Origin of the sequence: Streptomyces sp. NPDC051104 (genome assembly GCF_040682835.1) — a bacterium.
Lineage (GTDB): Bacteria > Actinomycetota > Actinomycetes > Streptomycetales > Streptomycetaceae > Streptomyces > Streptomyces cynarae.
Genome location: NZ_JBFBBS010000074.1, coordinates 1 through 15,260, shown reverse-complemented (window position 1 = coordinate 15,260; position 15,260 = coordinate 1). Strand labels below are relative to the sequence as shown.

Genomic DNA, 15,260 nt, shown 5'->3' with positions numbered 1-15,260 from the left:
ACGCGGCCCGGGCGCCCCCCCGCGGGGGGGCCCGCCCCCCGTCGCGATGTCGCGATCCGAGGCCGTCAGAGACCGTCGTCGTGCGCGTCCGCCGCCTCGACCTCTTCCCGGGTGACACCGAGCAGGTACAGGACGGTGTCCAGGAAGGGGAAGTTCACCGCGGTGTGCGCGGCCTCGCGGACGACGGGCTTGGCGTTGAAGGCGACGCCCAGACCCGCCGCGTTCAGCATGTCGAGGTCGTTGGCCCCGTCACCGATCGCCACGGTCTGCGCCAGCGGCACCCCCGCCTCGGCGGCGAACCGGCGCAGCAGCCGCGCCTTGCCCGCGCGGTCCACGATCTCCCCGACGACCTTGCCGGTCAGCTTGCCGTCGACGATCTCCAGGGTGTTGGCCTGCGCGAAATCAAGCCCGAGCCGCTCCTTCAGATCGTCCGTGACCTGGGTGAAGCCGCCCGAGACGACGCCCACTTGGAAGCCGAGTCGTTTCAGCGTGCGGATCAGGGTGCGCGCGCCCGGAGTGAGCCGGACCTCGGCGCGCACCTTGTCCACCACCGACGCGTCGAGCCCCTTCAGCAGCGCCACGCGCGCGTGCAGCGACTGCTCGAAGTCCAGCTCGCCGCGCATGGCGGCCGCCGTCACCTCGGCGACCTCCGCCTCGCAGCCGGCGTGCGCGGCGAACAGTTCGATGACCTCGTCCTGGATGAGCGTGGAGTCCACGTCCATCACGACCAGCCGCTGGGCCCGCCGGTGCAGCCCGGCCGCGACGACGGCGACGTCGACACCGAGTGCCGCGGCATCGGTCACCAGGGCGGTGCGCAGCGGCTCGGTCTCCACGCCGGACACGGCGAACTCGACCGCGGTCACCGGGTACTTGGCGAGCCGGAAGATACGGTCGATGTTGCCGCCGGCGGCCGCGATGCGGGCGGCGATCGCGGCCGTGGCGTGGGCGGTGAGCGGATGGCCGAGGACGGTGACGAGGGAGCGGCCGAGGCCGCGCGGACGGTTGTCGCCGATGCCGGAGATGATCTCCGCCTGCATCTTCATCGACTCCGCCCAGGTGTGGACGGTGGCCCGCAGATCGCCCTCGAGCCCGGACGGGGGCACGGTCACCAGGGCGCACAGCACCATCCGGCCCCGGGTGACGACCTGCTCGATGTCGACGACGTCGACGTGGAAGGCGGCCAGGGTGTCGAACAGGCCCGCGGTCAGGCCGGGCCGGTCCTTGCCGAAGATCTTGACAAGGAGGGTGGGGGCGTCGGAGGTCTGCACAGCGCTCATGGTGCTTCCACCGTATCCGGCGCCCCGTGCGCACCGCCTGCCTGGTCCGCCCAGCGGACGGGGAACACTGGGTTGCGCACAGATGGCGTACGTGTTACCCGGCCGCGAAAGCGCAGGCCACGGGTGCGGTCGGCCGACGTGAAACTCCGCCTCGTCAGCGCCGCCCACGGGGCCGGTCGGGCGGTGGTGGCGGAGGCGGGGGAGGCGGCGGGGGCGGCCACCGGTCGGAGGACGACGGAGCCCTGCGGGCCGGCCGCTGCGGCGGCTCGATCGGCTGGACCACGGTGGGCGCGCCATGGACATCGGTGGGAGGGGACGGCGGGGCTTCCGAGGGCGGGCCGTCGGGCGGGGCACCTTCGACGGGGGTGTTCCCGCCCTGCGTGCCGGTGCCGTCCGGCGGCGCGCTCCGGGGTGGCGTGGCTCCGGTCGGGGCACCACCACGCCGCCCGCCGCCCCGCGGGGCGCTGCCAGGTCGCGCGTCCTCCGGCTCGTGCGGTCCTTGCGGCAGCCGTAGATAGGGGTTCGTGTCCGGGTTCGGCGGACGGTACGGCCTGCTCGGGGCGTAGGGACCCGATGACTGCGGGACCGACGCATACCGCCGGGGCTCCGGCAGCCCCGCGACACCCCGTGCCAGTGGCGCCACCCGGCTCCCCGCCGCCCCCGTCCCGTACGCCACCAGTGCCCCGGCGGCCCCCGCTCCCGCGCCCCACACCGCACCCAGCAGCAGTGCCATGCCCAGCTGTCCGTGCAACTCGATCGCCGCGCCGAACGCGTCGAGACCGAGCACCGAAAGCGAGGCGTCCACCGAAACCTCCGCCAGCCGGGCCAGCAGCAGCAGTGCCGGCGCCGTCACGATCCCGAGCCGCAGCGCGCAGTGCCCTGCGAAGCCGAGCGGACCCGCGCCCCGTACGACCGCAGCGGACGCACCGGGGCCGGGCGCCGCATCCCGGGCTCGTACGAGTGGCGTACGCGCCGCCGTCAGCACGCCCGCGAAGAGCATCATGAGCGCCGCGGCGACGGCCAGCAGCCACACCCTGCCGTCCAGATCGGCCAGGCGCCCCAGCGTGACGCGCTGGTCCGTCCCCACGCTCAGCAGCCGGTCCAGCGGATCGGGCAGCAGGTTCCCCAGCCCGCCGCCGGCCCTGCCGTCCCACGGCACGAACAGGCCGACCGGCACACCCAGCCACACGCCGTTGGGCGCGCCGAGCAGCGCGGCCCCGGCGATCCGCGCCGGATGGTCGTCGCCCATCGCCGCGTACGCCGCGGCCGCGAGCCCGGCGACCACCGCGACCAGCAACGCCGTCACCAGCGCGGACGCGGCCGGACGCACCACCCGGTGCACCGCCTCCCAGCCGCGTGGCAGCGGTGTGCGCCGGGACGCGAGCAGCGAGATCACCAGGACACCGGCCGCCCATACGGCGCCCCCCAGCAGCGTGGGCACCGTATCGACGGTGAAGCCGACCGCGGCCCGAGCCTGGATCAGGTCGCCGACCCGGTCCGGCAGCAGCCCCCCGACGTCCCCCAGGCCGGGGATGTCGACCGCCCCGCCCCCGCCCCCGACCGGCAGGCCGTCGAGCCCGAGCCCGCCCCCGTCGATGGTGATGACGTCATGGCCGGCCCATGCCAGACCGCCCAGCATCGCGACGAACAGCACGACCACCGCGCCCGCGCGCACGAGGAGTTCGGCCAGGCCGACCACAACTCCCGCCGTGCGTAAGGACCGCAGGAAGAACCAGCACAGCAGGAGCGCACCCACCAGGCTCACACCGAGTGGCGTGATATCGATGGCGGTAACCGCGTCCGCGCCTTTCAGCCCGAACGCCGACACGTTCCCGGACGGCGTCACCGTCCCGTTCGCCCCAAGGGCCACCACCGCCGCGGTCATCGGCCCGAGCGAGCCCGCCGCGTCCGCACGGAGCAGATGCAGACCGAGCGCCGCCGTCCCCGCCATCCCGATCAACGCCCAGCTCACGGACGCGATCGTGGACAGCAGGACGTCCGTCCACGGCAGTCTCCCACTCTCCCGCGCGGCCTCGATGCCCATGGTCAGCCCCCGATCCACGCCGCGGCAATCCACCGCGGATGTCCCCCCTCGCGTGGATTACCACTCTCCGACCGGGTTTCCGCCCCGTCAACGGCGCGCGTACCAGTGCGTCTACGCCCCCTCCGCCAGGCCCGAGTTTCGGTCAGAGGGCCGCGCCTGAAATAGTTCCCCACGCTGTTCGACATCCCTAGACTCCCCGTCATGGGGGCAATTCGGGGGACAACTCACTGGGGCATGGAGTGCCTGAACTCGTATTGGAATTGAACGGACGCAGCTGGACGCTCGACGCGTCCAGGACGTACACCCTGGGACGTGATCCGCAGGGGGACATCGTGCTCACCGACGCCAGGGTCTCCTGGCGCCACGCCACGATCAGCTTCAACGGCCGCGGTTGGGTCATCGATGACCACGGCAGCACCAACGGCACGTTCGTGCAGGGACAGCGGATCCACCAGGTGGAGATCGGCCCCGGTTCGGCCGTGCACCTGGGCAACGCCACCGACGGACCGCGCCTGGCCCTGTCCGGCGCCCCGGCCGCCGTCGCCGCACCGCAGGCCCAGCCCCAGCAGCAGCCGTACGCGGCCCAGGCCGCCGGCCCCGGCTGGGCCCAGCAGGCCCCGCAGCCGCAGGCTCCGCAGCCGGCCCAGCCCGCCTGGCAGCAGCCGCAGCAGGCGGCTGTTCAGATCCCGCAGCAGCAGAGCCCCGGTGGTGGCGTGGGGGCGCCGCCGGTCTACGGCGACCGCAGTCCGACCACGTTCCACCAGCTCGCCCTCGGCCGGGTGATGCGCATCGGCCGTGCGCTCGAAAACGACCTGGTCGTCTCCGACCTCCAGGTCTCCCGTCACCACGCCGAGTTCCACGCCACGCCCGACGGCCGCTTCGAGATCCGTGACCTGGGCTCGCACAACGGCACGTTCGTCAACGGTATGCCGATCGGCAAGGGCGGCTCCGCGCTGATCGGCCCGAACGACATCGTCGGCGTCGGCCACTCGACGTTCCGTCTGGTCGGCGACCGGCTCGAGGAGTTCGTCGACACCGGTGAGATCTCCTTCTCCGCCCGCCACCTCACGGTCACGGTCGACGGTGGCAAGCAGATCCTCAAGGACGTCTCCTTCGGCGTCCCGGAGAAGTCGCTCATCGCGGTCATCGGCCCCTCGGGCTCCGGCAAGTCCACGCTGCTGAAGGCGCTCACCGGCTACCGCCCCGCCAACCAGGGCGACGTGCTCTACGACAACCGGAACCTGTACAAGCAGTTCGCCGAGCTGCGCCAGCGCATCGGCCTGGTCCCGCAGGACGACATCCTGCACAAGGAGCTGAGCGTCAAGAAGGCCCTCAAGTACGCGGCCAAGCTGCGCTTCCCGGCCGACACCACGGCCGCCGAGCGCCAGGACCGCATCGACGAGGTGCTGCGCGAGCTGAAGCTGGACGTCCACAAGGACAAGAAGGTCACCTCCCTGTCCGGCGGTCAGCGCAAGCGCGTCTCGGTGGCCCTGGAACTGCTCACCAAGCCGTCGCTGATCTTCCTGGACGAGCCGACCTCCGGTCTCGACCCGGGCATGGACCGGGACGTCATGCAGCTGCTGCGCGGCCTCGCCGACGACGGCCGCACCGTCCTCGTCGTCACCCACTCGGTGGCCGAACTGGCGCTGTGCGACAAGCTGCTCGTGATGGCACCGGGCGGCTCCGTCGCCTACTTCGGCCCGCCGGAGGAGGCACTGAACTTCTTCGGCTACGAAACCTGGGCCGATGTCTTCTCCGCCTTCGAGAACTACCGGGACTACGACTGGGCGGGTCGTTGGAAGGGCTCGGAGCACTACCGGTTGTACGCCGCGGACATCGACGCCGTCGCCCCGCAGTCGGTGCACATGCCGCCGCCGCAGGCGATCAAGCCGGCCAAGCCGCAGGGCTGGCTGTCCCAGTTCGGCACCCTGATCCGGCGGTACGTCGCGGTCATCGCCTCCGACAAGGGCTTCCTGGCGCTGACGGTGATCCTCCCGGCGGTGCTCGGCGCGGTGAGCCTGCTCATCGACCACAACAGGGGACTGCTGGTCAACCCGGTCAATCCCAGGACCGGCATCCACGTCCCGAACGGCACCGCCACCACGGTCCTGCTCATACTCGCGGTCGGCGCGTGCTTCGCGGGCGCCGCCAACTCCGTCCGTGAGCTGATCAAGGAACGGGTCATCTACGAGCGGGAACGCGCCACCGGCCTGTCCCGTTCCGCGTACCTGATGTCGAAGGTGTTCGTGCTCGGCGTCATCACCGTGCTGCAGGGACTCATGGTCGGTCTGATCGGCTTCTCCAGCCGGGAGATCCCCGCGCAGGGCGTCGTCCTCGGCAACGCCACGCTGTTCGAGCTGTGCCTGCCGATCATGGCGCTGGGCTTCAGCTCGATGATGTTCGGTCTGGTCATCTCCGCCCTGGTGAAGACCGCGGAGAAGACCATGCCGCTGCTGGTCATGTTCGCGATCATCCAGGTGGTCTTCACCGGCTGTCTCTTCACCCTGCACGGCACGCTCGGCGTCAACGAGTTCTCGTACCTGATGCCGTCCCGCTGGGCGGTCGCCGCCGCCGGTGCGACGCTGGACTTCAACAACATCGCGCCGAACACGGACGACCCGACCAGCACGGACCCGCTGTGGAACCACACGGCTGGGGCCTGGACCCTCGACATGATCGCCCTGGTCGTCCTGGGTGTGGTCTGCGGATTCCTGGTGGCCCGCTTCCTGCGCCGCCACGAGCCGGAGGTCATGCGCAAGTAACCGGTCCGTACAACCCGTACAACGCGGAAGGGCGGCACCCTGCAGGGTGGCGCCCTTTGGCTCCATGTGACCGCACGTGACTGGTGCGACCGAGGTCCGCGCAGCCTCAGTACGCGCTGTTGACGTTGTCCATCGAGCCGTACCGGTGCGCCGCGTAGTTGGCGGCGGCGGTGATGTTGGCGACCGGGTCGTAGATGTTCCACGAGGTGCCGGGAACGTGGTACGCGCGGAAGGTCGGGTCGATGACCTGGAGCAGCCCCTTGGAGGGGATGCCGTTGCGGGCGTTGATGTCCCAGTTGTTGATCGCCGCCGGGTTGCCGGACGACTCCCGCATGATGTTGCGGTACAGACCGTTGTACGAACCCGGAATCCCGTTCTGCCTCATGATGTCGAGGGACTGGCGGATCCAGCCGTCCAGGGTGTTGGCGTAGGTCTTCGCGGCGACCGGCTGCGCCGCGGGACGCTGCGCGGAGCGGTTCGCGGCCTGCTGGGCCGGGCGCTGCTGGGCGGCCTGCTGTGCCTTCTGCTGGGCGGCCTGCTGTGCCTTCTGCTGGGCGGCCTGCTGTGCCTTCTGCTGGGCGGCCTGCTGTGCCTTCTGCTGAGCCTGCTTGACGGCGTCCCGGGCGGCCTTCTGCTTCGCGGCGATGGCCTCGGCCTTCAGGCCCGCGGAGGCCATCTGGTCGGTGACGGCGACCTTGAGGGTCTTGACCGGCTGGTTGCCGACCGAAACCGGGGCCGACGCGACGGTCGCTTCGTGCGCGGGAGTCTGCGCCTCGCTCGGCACGGCGGTGAACGCGAGGGCCGCGGCACCGAGAGTGGCCGTACCGGCGATGGCGAGCCTGTGGGTCCGGGTGAGCGCACGAGCGCGACCGAGAATGTTCTTGGGCATTAACTGATTGACCTCTTCGAATTGCGCGGAGGTCGCTCTGGCGCCGGCGGAAGAACAGGTGTTTCCAGCACAAGCGCCGCGGGTACGAGACCGCGGCGCCGAGCGACGAAAGCAATTCTTAGCGGCCGCAAAATCGCTGGGCAAAGGTGTGACGTACTACCCCGGATAGTGGCCCGAGGAACGGCAAAAGTGGGCAGATCGACCCTCCCACCCCGCTCACAAGCTCCTTCTTGGTCTCCTAATCTCCTTCGTACGTGACGTACGTCCTATGCGCGGCCTCACATTCCACCCACACCGTTCTTACCGTGAGTTGCTGAAGCAATGCACTGTGTGAGGGGGTTTCGGCGGCAGGTTGAGATGGGCGTCACCGAATTCGTGCCAGAGATACCGCCCGGCCAGCGCCTGCTCGTATCCGCGGTCGATCGCCTCCCGCCCCGCGACCGCCTCCAGCATCAGCGGATGGGAGGCCTCCGGCTCGTGCAGACCGGTCAGCAGTCCGTCGACCACCCGCACCCCACGTTCGGGCGTCACCACGAGATCGGTCCAGCCCAGGTCGAGGCCGCCCGGCTTCCGGGCCGCCGCCACCAGGTCCGCGCGGTGCGCGGCGTCCGTGACGTCCCCCGGCAGGGCCTCCACGCGTGCCCCGTGCCCGGCCAGCAGCTCCGCCGTCTGCACCAGGACGGGCGCGGTCCTGGCATCCAGCACCAGATCCCAGCCGCGCCGCGCCAGCGCCGCGCCGAGCGCCCGCCCCAGCCCCTTCGAAGCCCCCGTGATGATCGCAACCGGCATGATGACCGTCCCCTGGTTCCGTGACCGCCGGTGCTCGGCGGTGGCCTCACCGTAGGAACGGCATCCGTCCGGCCGCCTCGGACGCGGGCCGCAGAGAACCAGGGCCCTTGGCCCCAGGGCCGGCGGACCGGGCACGACCGCCACTCGTCGGATACGTACTGTCACACCTCACCGGTACGGTGAGGTCATGAGCCATGGACCCCGGTCGGGCCTGTACGCGGTCAGCTCCGCGCTGCTGGCCATGAGCAGGCACCTCGAGGTGCGCGACGTCCTGAAGACCATCGTCGCCTCGGCCCGCGAGCTGCTCGACGCGGAGTACGCGGCGCTCGGCGTCCCGGACGACCACGGCGGCTTCGCCCAGTTCGTCGTGGACGGCGTCTCCGACGAGCAGTGGAAGGCCATCGGGCCGCTGCCACGCCAGCACGGCATCCTCGCCGCGATGCTTCACGAGGAGAAGCCGGAGCGGCTCGCCGACGTCCGCAAGGACCTCCGTTTCGAGGGCTGGCCGAGCGCCCACCCCGAGATGTCCGACTTCCTGGGCCTGCCCATCCGCGACGGCGACGAGATCATCGGCGCGCTGTTCCTCGCGAACAAGAAGTGCCCGAAACCGGAAGGCGGCTGCGGCTTCACCGAGGACGACGAGGAACTGCTGTCGATCCTCGCCCAGCACGCCGCGATCGCCCTCACCAACGCCCGGCTGTACGAGCGCAGCCGCGAGCTGACCATCGCCGAGGAGCGCTCACGGCTGGCCCACGAACTGCACGACGCCGTCAGCCAGAAGCTCTTCTCCCTGCGCCTGACCGCCCAGGCGGCGGCCGCCCTGGTCGACCGCGACCCCGGACGGGCCAAGGGCGAGCTGCAGCAGGTGGCGGCGCTCGCCGCGGAGGCCGCCGACGAACTGCGCGCCGCCGTCGTCGAGTTGCGCCCGGCGGCCCTCGACGAGGACGGGCTGGTAGCCACCCTGCGCACCCAGGTCCAGGTCCTCGACCGGGCCCACACCGCGCGCGTGACCTTCTCCACCCGTGGCGTACGGGCCCTGCCGGCCGCCCAGGAGGAGGCGCTGCTGCGCGTCGCCCAGGAGGCCCTGCACAACGCCCTGCGGCACTCGGGGGCCGAGCGGGTCGACGTCACCCTGGAGAAGCGCGGCCCGGGCGCCGTGCTGCGCGTCATGGACGACGGCAGTGGATTCGACCCCCGGGCGATACGCCGGGCGGGGCGCCACCTCGGCCTGGTCTCCATGCGCGACCGGGCGAGCGGGGTCGGCGGCGCGCTGACCGTGAAATCGGAGTCCGGGAAGGGCACCACGATCGAGATGGAGGTCCCTGGTGGCTGACGCAATCAAGGTGCTGCTCGTCGACGACCACCAGGTGGTCCGCCGCGGACTGCGCACCTTCCTGGAGGTACAGGACGACATCGAGGTCGTGGGAGAGGCCTCCGACGGCGCCGAAGGGGTCGCCCGAGCCCAGGAACTGCACCCGGACGTGGTTCTCATGGACGTCAAGATGCCGGGGACGGACGGCCTCGACGCGCTGCGCAAGCTCCGCGAACTCGACAACCCCGCGCGTGTGCTGATCGTCACCAGCTTCACCGAGCAGCGCACGGTGGTGCCCGCACTGCGCGCGGGCGCCGCCGGGTACGTGTACAAGGACGTGGACCCCGACGCGCTCGCCGGAGCCATCCGCTCGGTGCACGCGGGCCACATCCTCCTCCAGCCGGAGGTCGCGGGCGCGCTGCTGTCCCAGGAGGAGACGGGCGCGGGCCAGGGCAGAGCGGGGTCACTCACCGAGCGGGAACGGGAGGTGCTGGCCCTGATCGCGGACGGCCGCTCCAACCGTGAGATCGCCCGCGCCCTGGTGCTGTCCGAGAAGACGGTCAAGACCCACGTCTCGAACATCCTGATGAAGCTGGACCTGGCCGACCGTACGCAGGCGGCGCTGTGGGCGGTACGGCACGGCGTTAACGGCTGAGCGGATCTTCATACCGTCGGGTGTATGTCACCCGGGTGGCGCATCCTCGGTGGATCTCGGCCGTTCTCCAAGGCGTGCTGCGGATCTGCCGCAGTGATCGCAAGGAGGACTCGGAAGTGAAGAACCTGAAGAAGGCCGCAGCCGTGACGATGGTGGCCGGCGGTCTGCTCGCCGCCGGCACGGGCATGGCCTCCGCCCACTCGGCGCACGCCGACGGCAAGGCGGTGGGCTCCCCGGGCGTCATCTCCGGCAACGTCATCCAGGCCCCGGTCCACGTCCCGGTGAACGTGGTCGGCAACACGGTCAACGTGATCGGCGCCCTGAACCCGGCCTTCGGCAACCTGGGCCTCAACCACTGAGCCCTGAGGCCCGACACCTGCCTCCCCGGCCTCCCGGACGCCACGTCCGGGAGGCCGACGTGTCCTCTACTTGTAGCCACGGCCAGGCGATTTCAGCCTGTGCGGCGTTTGAGGGCGAGGCTGTTCGAGCGGAGGGGTCTGGTGGGCAAGCCCCCGGGGGCGGTGACCTGGCCCGGGCGGCGTAAGGAATCGCCGTTACGCCTCGTGTCTCGCACTTTTTGGCCGAGGCCAGGCGATTTCAGCCTGGGCGGCGTTTGAGGGCGAGGCCGTTCAGGCCGACGGGGGTCTGGGGGCGAGCCCCAGGGACGGCCACCCCACCCCCGGGCGGCAAGAAACCCGGCGGTCACCCCCGCTCCCGCTGCTCCACAACGGAGTTGTACGCGGCGACCTGCGCCCGCCGAGCCGTCCGCTCCACCGGCCGCAGCGCCTGCGCCCGCGCCGCCATCTCTGAGGCGCTCACAGCCCCGCCGTGCCCGTTCTCGTACGCCAGCGACAGCAGCAGAGCCACCCGCTGGGCCATCTCCAGCACCCGCACCGCCCGCGGCGGATACCCCGGCGCCAGCACCTCCCGCCCCCTCCCGCCCGTCGCCCGACCACCGCCCCTCAAGGAGGCGCTGCGCGCCGCCCCATCGACTCGCGCCCGGTACGCGTCGATCGCCGCCTCCGCCACCGGCCCCGACCCCGCCACATCCAGCCGCGACAACACCTCCGTCGCCTCGCGCAGCGCCTCCGCCAGCTCTCGCTCGGCCTCCCCGAGCGACGGCACATCGGCGGGCGGCGCCTCCCGCACGGGCAGACACTGCCAGACGACCTCCACATGCAGATCGCCCTCCGGCCCCGCCTCGGCCACCGAAGGCACCAGCCCGAAGGCGGCCCCGTAGCAGACCACCGCCTCCTCGGCGTCCAACGCCCGCGCATTGAACTCCGGCGGTCCGCTCAGCCCCAGCGGATGCCCCGGCGCGGGCAGCGCCACCCGCAGCCCGGTCACCCCGAGCGTGCGCAGCCGCCCCAGCGCGAGCGTGAGACCGACGGGCGCCGACTCATCCGGCAGCCCCTCCACCCGGTGCACCGCGTCCTCCCCGACGATGGCGGACGCGGCGTCGTCCGGCGAAACAAGTCCGACCAAAAGGGCATTTCCCCATGCGGCCAGCCGTCCTGAGCGTGGTTCCGAGAGCATGCCCCCACCCTAAGGAGCGGACCTATGGAATAGGCCGGGCGACCGGTGGCGTAGATTTCTTGGGGGGCTGCGCCCACCGGCGTGGCGGACCGCGCCCACGGGCGTACGCGAGAGCCGACACAGGCCACACTGCAAGGGGAGACAACGCGCTCATGAGCGATGTTCTGGAGCTTCAGGACGTATCCGTGGTCCGCGAGGGCCGGGCTCTGGTGGACCAGGTCTCCTGGTCGGTCAAGGAGGGCGAGCGCTGGGTCATCCTCGGCCCCAACGGCGCCGGCAAGACCACCCTCCTGAACGTCGCCTCCAGCTACCTCTACCCCAGCAAGGGCACCACCACCATCCTCGGCGAGACCCTCGGCAAGCCCGGCACCGACGTCTTCGAACTGCGCCCCCGCATCGGCATGGCCGGCATCGCCATGGCCGACAAGCTCCCCAAGCGCCAGACCGTCCTGCAGACCGTGCTGACCGCCGCGTACGGCATGACGGCCGGCTGGCAGGAGGAGTACGAGGACGTCGACGAGCAGCGCGCCCGCGCCTTCCTCGACCGCCTCGGCATGAGCGAGTACCTCGACCGCAAGTTCGGCACCCTCTCCGAGGGCGAGCGCAAGCGCACCCTCATCGCCCGTGCCCTGATGTCCGACCCCGAACTGCTGCTCCTCGACGAGCCCGCCGCCGGCCTCGACCTCGGTGGCCGCGAGGACCTCGTACGCCGACTCGGCCGCCTCGCCCGCGACCCGATCGCCCCCTCCATGATCATGGTCACGCACCACGTCGAGGAGATCGCCCCCGGATTCACCCACGTCCTGATGATCCGCCAGGGCAAGGTGCTCGCCGCCGGTCCGCTGGAGCTCGAGCTGACCTCGCGTAACCTCTCCCTCTGCTTCGGCCTCCCGCTCGTCGTCGAGCAGGTCGGCGAGCGCTGGACGGCCCAGGGCCTGCCCCTGTCCTGACCCGCGCAAACCTCGGTAAGAAGCCGCCTACGCCGCACTCTGCGCCCTGTCCGCGGTCGTGTCGGCGGTCCTACCATGACCGTGTGGACATCGACGCGTGGGTGTGGTGGCTGATCGGCGCGGCAGCGCTCGGCATCGGACTCGTGATCACCGCGATGCCAGAGCTCGGGATGCTCGCTGTGGGCGCCGTCGCGGCGGCCGTGATCGATGGCCTCGGGGGCGACGCGGTCTTCCAGGTCGCCGTGTTCGCCGTCGTCTCGGTCGCGCTCATCGCCGTGGTCCGGCCCATCGCGGCCCGGCACAGCGCCCAGCGACCCCAACTCGCCACCGGCATCGAGGCGTTGAAGGGCAGACAGGCCGTCGTCCTCGAGCGCGTCGACGCGAGCGGCGGCCGCATCAAGCTCGCGGGTGAGGTCTGGTCGGCCCGATCGCTCAACAGCGAACTCGCCTATGACGTGGGCCAGGAAGTCGACGTCGTGGACATCGACGGGGCCACGGCGATCATCATGTGACCTCGAAGGACGCAACTGCGCCGAACAGCCCACGAGGTACGCGACGGTCTGTCACACTCGACCAGCAAGATCTTCAACAACCGTAAGATCCCACAGGCGCCGAGGCGGAGAAGGAAGCAGGGAATCACGATGGGACCGGTCGTCATCGTCCTGATCATTCTGGTGGTGTTGGTCTTCATCGCCCTGATCAAGACGATCCAGGTCATCCCCCAGGCGAGCGCGGCCATCGTCGAGCGCTTCGGCCGCTACACACGGACACTGAACGCGGGCCTGAACATCGTGGTCCCGTTCATCGACTCCATCCGCAACCGCATCGACCTGCGCGAACAGGTCGTACCGTTCCCACCGCAGCCGGTGATCACCCAGGACAACCTGGTCGTCAACATCGACACCGTCATCTACTACCAGGTGACCGACGCCAGGGCCGCCACCTACGAGGTCGCCAGCTACATCCAGGCCATCGAGCAGCTCACCGTCACCACCCTGCGCAACATCATCGGCGGCATGGACCTCGAGCGCACCCTGACCTCCCGCGAGGAGATCAACGCGGCCCTGCGCGGCGTCCTCGACGAGGCCACCGGCAAGTGGGGCATCCGCGTCAACCGCGTGGAGCTGAAGGCGATCGAGCCCCCGACCTCCATCCAGGACTCGATGGAGAAGCAGATGCGCGCCGACCGTGACAAGCGCGCCGCGATCCTCACCGCCGAAGGTACGCGCCAGGCCGCCATCCTCACCGCGGAGGGCGAGAAGCAGTCCGCGATCCTCAAGGCCGAGGGTGAGGCCAAGGCCGCCGCCCTGCGCGCCGAGGGCGAGGCCCAGGCCGTCCGTACGGTCTTCGAGGCCATTCACGCCGGTGACCCGGACCAGAAGCTGCTCTCCTACCAGTACCTGCAGATGCTCCCGAAGATCGCCGAAGGCGACGCCAACAAGCTCTGGATCGTCCCCAGCGAGATCGGCGACGCTCTCAAGGGCCTGTCCGGCGCCATGGGCAACTTCGGCCCTCTGGCAGGCGGTTCGGGCGGCAGCGGCGGCTCCTCCGGCTCGTCCTCCACCAACAACGGCGGCACGAACACGGAACGCCGAGAGAAGCCGTCCATCGACTGACACGGCACCGCCACGCCCTTCACACGAGCTGGGGCCCGCCTTCACCGGAAGGCGGGCCCCAGCTCACGTCTCATGTACGGACTACGCCGCGCTCTGCGACAGCCACTCCGGCAGCGCCTCGAAGTCGTCCTGCCCGAGGGCCAGCAGCATCGCGTCGGCCGGCGTCGGCTCGAACGGCTGCCGCAGCAGCGTCATCCCTGCCTCCTCCGGAGTCCGGTTCGCCTTGCGGTGGTTGTCCTCGGCACACGCGGCGACCGTGTTCAGCCAGGTGTCGCCGCCGCCCTGCGACCGCGGCAGCACGTGGTCCACGGTCGTCGCCCGCCTCCCGCAGTAGGCACACCTGTGCCGGTCCCGCACCAGGACACCCCGCCTCGACCACGGGGCTTGTCTTCGGAACGGCACCCGTACGTATCTGCAGAGCCTGATGACCCGGGGCGCCGGTATGTCCACATCGGCGCCCCGCATACGGAGTTCGGGGTGGGCCTGCTCGACGACGGCCTTGGCCTGCAGCACCAGAACGACGGCTCGGTTCAGCGTCACCGTCGACAGCGGTTCGAAGCTCGCGTTCAGCACAAGCGTGTCACGCATCCAGCCCACCTCCTGTGTGCACCTGCCCACCCGGTGGCGGGCTGGATCAACTCTGGCCGGGCACGCCGAGATGGACAACGCAATAAAAAATGCCCGCCTCTGATCACTTCCAAGACCAGAGGCGGGCAAACGTTCAGTGAACGTCAGTTTTACGGGGGCCTGCGTCAGCCCTCGGCCGGATTCTCGTACTCACCGATGAGCTGGGCGCGCGCCAGCGTGTGGAACCGCAGGTTGAAACCGACCACGGCAGGAGAGGCGTCCGAGTCCGGACCGAGCTTCTCCCGGTCCACGGCGTACACCGTGAACACATACCGGTGCGGCCCGTCCCCGGGCGGCGGCGCGGCACCACCGAAGTCCTTCGTCCCGTAGTCGTTGCGCGCGTGCACCGCGCCCTCGGGCAGCCCTTCGAACTTCCCGCTGCCCGCACCCGCCGGCAGCTCGGTGACCGAGGCCGGGATGTCGAACAGGACCCAGTGCCAGAACCCGCTCCCCGTCGGGGCATCGGGGTCGTAGCACGTCACGGCGAAGCTCTTGGTCTCCGGCGGGAAGCCCTCCCAGCGCAACTGGGGCGACGTGTTCCCGGCCGAGTGGACCTGAGCCTCCTTGAGCCTGGCGCCTGGCTCGACGTCCTCGCTCGTCACCGTGAACGACGGCACGGGCGGATGGAAGTCATGCGGCAGTGGCGGCCTCTTGAGCTCGGTCACCTCGATACCTCCAAGTCAGTGGATCAACCGATTCCAGTTCAGAGCCTAGTACTCCAGCTGTAGATCGTGATCTCGCTGGTCGGGCCGGGTGCGGAGACGGGTGCGGCCACCGTTGATCATCGTGAGTTGTGTGGACAA

The 15,260-nt window shown here is 70.6% G+C and carries 14 protein-coding genes; 7 read left to right on the top strand and 7 right to left on the bottom strand.

Annotated elements, in window-relative coordinates; all coding sequences use genetic code 11:
* Window positions 1-65: 65 nt before the first annotated feature.
* Both serB and AB0N14_RS38280 read right to left on the bottom strand, forming a co-directional pair.
* Window positions 66-1,277 carry a phosphoserine phosphatase SerB gene (gene serB, locus AB0N14_RS38285; protein ID WP_366030327.1) on the bottom strand — a complete coding sequence of 404 codons (1,212 nt, stop codon included), beginning with the start codon at window positions 1,275-1,277 and terminating at the stop codon, window positions 66-68.
* 154 nt (window positions 1,278-1,431) lie between these two features.
* On the bottom strand, window positions 1,432-3,321 hold the full coding sequence (locus AB0N14_RS38280; protein WP_366030328.1) for a streptophobe family protein: 1,890 nt from the start codon (window positions 3,319-3,321) through the stop codon (window positions 1,432-1,434).
* A 239-nt stretch (window positions 3,322-3,560) separates the two neighbouring features.
* On the opposite strand from AB0N14_RS38280, the gene AB0N14_RS38275 reads away from it, so the two are divergent.
* On the top strand, window positions 3,561-6,083 hold the full coding sequence (locus AB0N14_RS38275) for an FHA domain-containing protein (protein WP_366030326.1): 2,523 nt from the start codon (window positions 3,561-3,563) through the stop codon (window positions 6,081-6,083).
* Window positions 6,084-6,189: 106 nt separating this feature from the next.
* Here the strand turns inward: AB0N14_RS38275 and AB0N14_RS38270 are convergent, their stop codons facing one another.
* Window positions 6,190-6,972 carry a transglycosylase SLT domain-containing protein gene (locus AB0N14_RS38270; protein WP_366030325.1) on the bottom strand — a complete coding sequence of 261 codons (783 nt, stop codon included), beginning with the start codon at window positions 6,970-6,972 and terminating at the stop codon, window positions 6,190-6,192.
* 300 nt (window positions 6,973-7,272) lie between these two features.
* A complete protein-coding gene (locus tag AB0N14_RS38265; protein WP_366030324.1) occupies window positions 7,273-7,761 on the bottom strand; it encodes an SDR family NAD(P)-dependent oxidoreductase in 489 nt (162 codons plus the stop codon).
* A 187-nt stretch (window positions 7,762-7,948) separates the two neighbouring features.
* Between AB0N14_RS38265 and AB0N14_RS38260 the strand changes: the two genes are divergently transcribed.
* The 3 genes from AB0N14_RS38260 to AB0N14_RS38250 all read left to right on the top strand — a co-directional run bounded on the left by AB0N14_RS38260 (window position 7,949) and on the right by AB0N14_RS38250 (window position 10,087).
* Window positions 7,949-9,094, top strand: a complete 1,146-nt coding sequence (locus AB0N14_RS38260) for a GAF domain-containing sensor histidine kinase (protein WP_366030323.1) — start codon at window positions 7,949-7,951, stop codon at window positions 9,092-9,094.
* Window positions 9,087-9,728, top strand: a complete 642-nt coding sequence (locus AB0N14_RS38255) for a response regulator transcription factor (RefSeq protein WP_366030322.1) — start codon at window positions 9,087-9,089, stop codon at window positions 9,726-9,728. The genes AB0N14_RS38260 and AB0N14_RS38255 overlap by 8 nt, the downstream gene beginning before the upstream one ends.
* A gap of 116 nt (window positions 9,729-9,844) precedes the next feature.
* A complete protein-coding gene (locus AB0N14_RS38250) occupies window positions 9,845-10,087 on the top strand; it encodes a chaplin (protein WP_103844364.1) in 243 nt (80 codons plus the stop codon).
* Between the two features lie 343 nt (window positions 10,088-10,430).
* Here the strand turns inward: AB0N14_RS38250 and AB0N14_RS38245 are convergent, their stop codons facing one another.
* Window positions 10,431-11,264 (bottom strand): hypothetical protein, encoded by an 834-nt coding sequence (locus AB0N14_RS38245; RefSeq protein ID WP_366030321.1) that lies wholly within the window; start codon window positions 11,262-11,264, stop codon window positions 10,431-10,433.
* Window positions 11,265-11,416: 152 nt separating this feature from the next.
* Here AB0N14_RS38245 and AB0N14_RS38240 point away from each other — a divergent pair, with 152 nt between their 5' ends.
* The 3 genes from AB0N14_RS38240 (at window position 11,417) to AB0N14_RS38230 (ending at window position 13,830) form a co-directional block, all read left to right on the top strand.
* A complete protein-coding gene (locus AB0N14_RS38240; protein WP_366030320.1) occupies window positions 11,417-12,214 on the top strand; it encodes an ABC transporter ATP-binding protein in 798 nt (265 codons plus the stop codon).
* A gap of 83 nt (window positions 12,215-12,297) precedes the next feature.
* Window positions 12,298-12,726 carry an NfeD family protein gene (locus AB0N14_RS38235; protein ID WP_366030319.1) on the top strand — a complete coding sequence of 143 codons (429 nt, stop codon included), beginning with the start codon at window positions 12,298-12,300 and terminating at the stop codon, window positions 12,724-12,726.
* A gap of 129 nt (window positions 12,727-12,855) precedes the next feature.
* A complete protein-coding gene (locus tag AB0N14_RS38230; protein ID WP_103844360.1) occupies window positions 12,856-13,830 on the top strand; it encodes an SPFH domain-containing protein in 975 nt (324 codons plus the stop codon).
* Between the two features lie 81 nt (window positions 13,831-13,911).
* On the opposite strand, the gene AB0N14_RS38225 is transcribed toward AB0N14_RS38230, so the two are convergent.
* Together AB0N14_RS38225 and AB0N14_RS38220 are read right to left on the bottom strand one after the other, a co-directional pair.
* On the bottom strand, window positions 13,912-14,418 hold the full coding sequence (locus AB0N14_RS38225; RefSeq protein WP_366030318.1) for an HNH endonuclease: 507 nt from the start codon (window positions 14,416-14,418) through the stop codon (window positions 13,912-13,914).
* A gap of 164 nt (window positions 14,419-14,582) precedes the next feature.
* A complete protein-coding gene (locus tag AB0N14_RS38220; protein WP_366030317.1) occupies window positions 14,583-15,122 on the bottom strand; it encodes a YbhB/YbcL family Raf kinase inhibitor-like protein in 540 nt (179 codons plus the stop codon).
* Window positions 15,123-15,260: the final 138 nt, after the last annotated feature.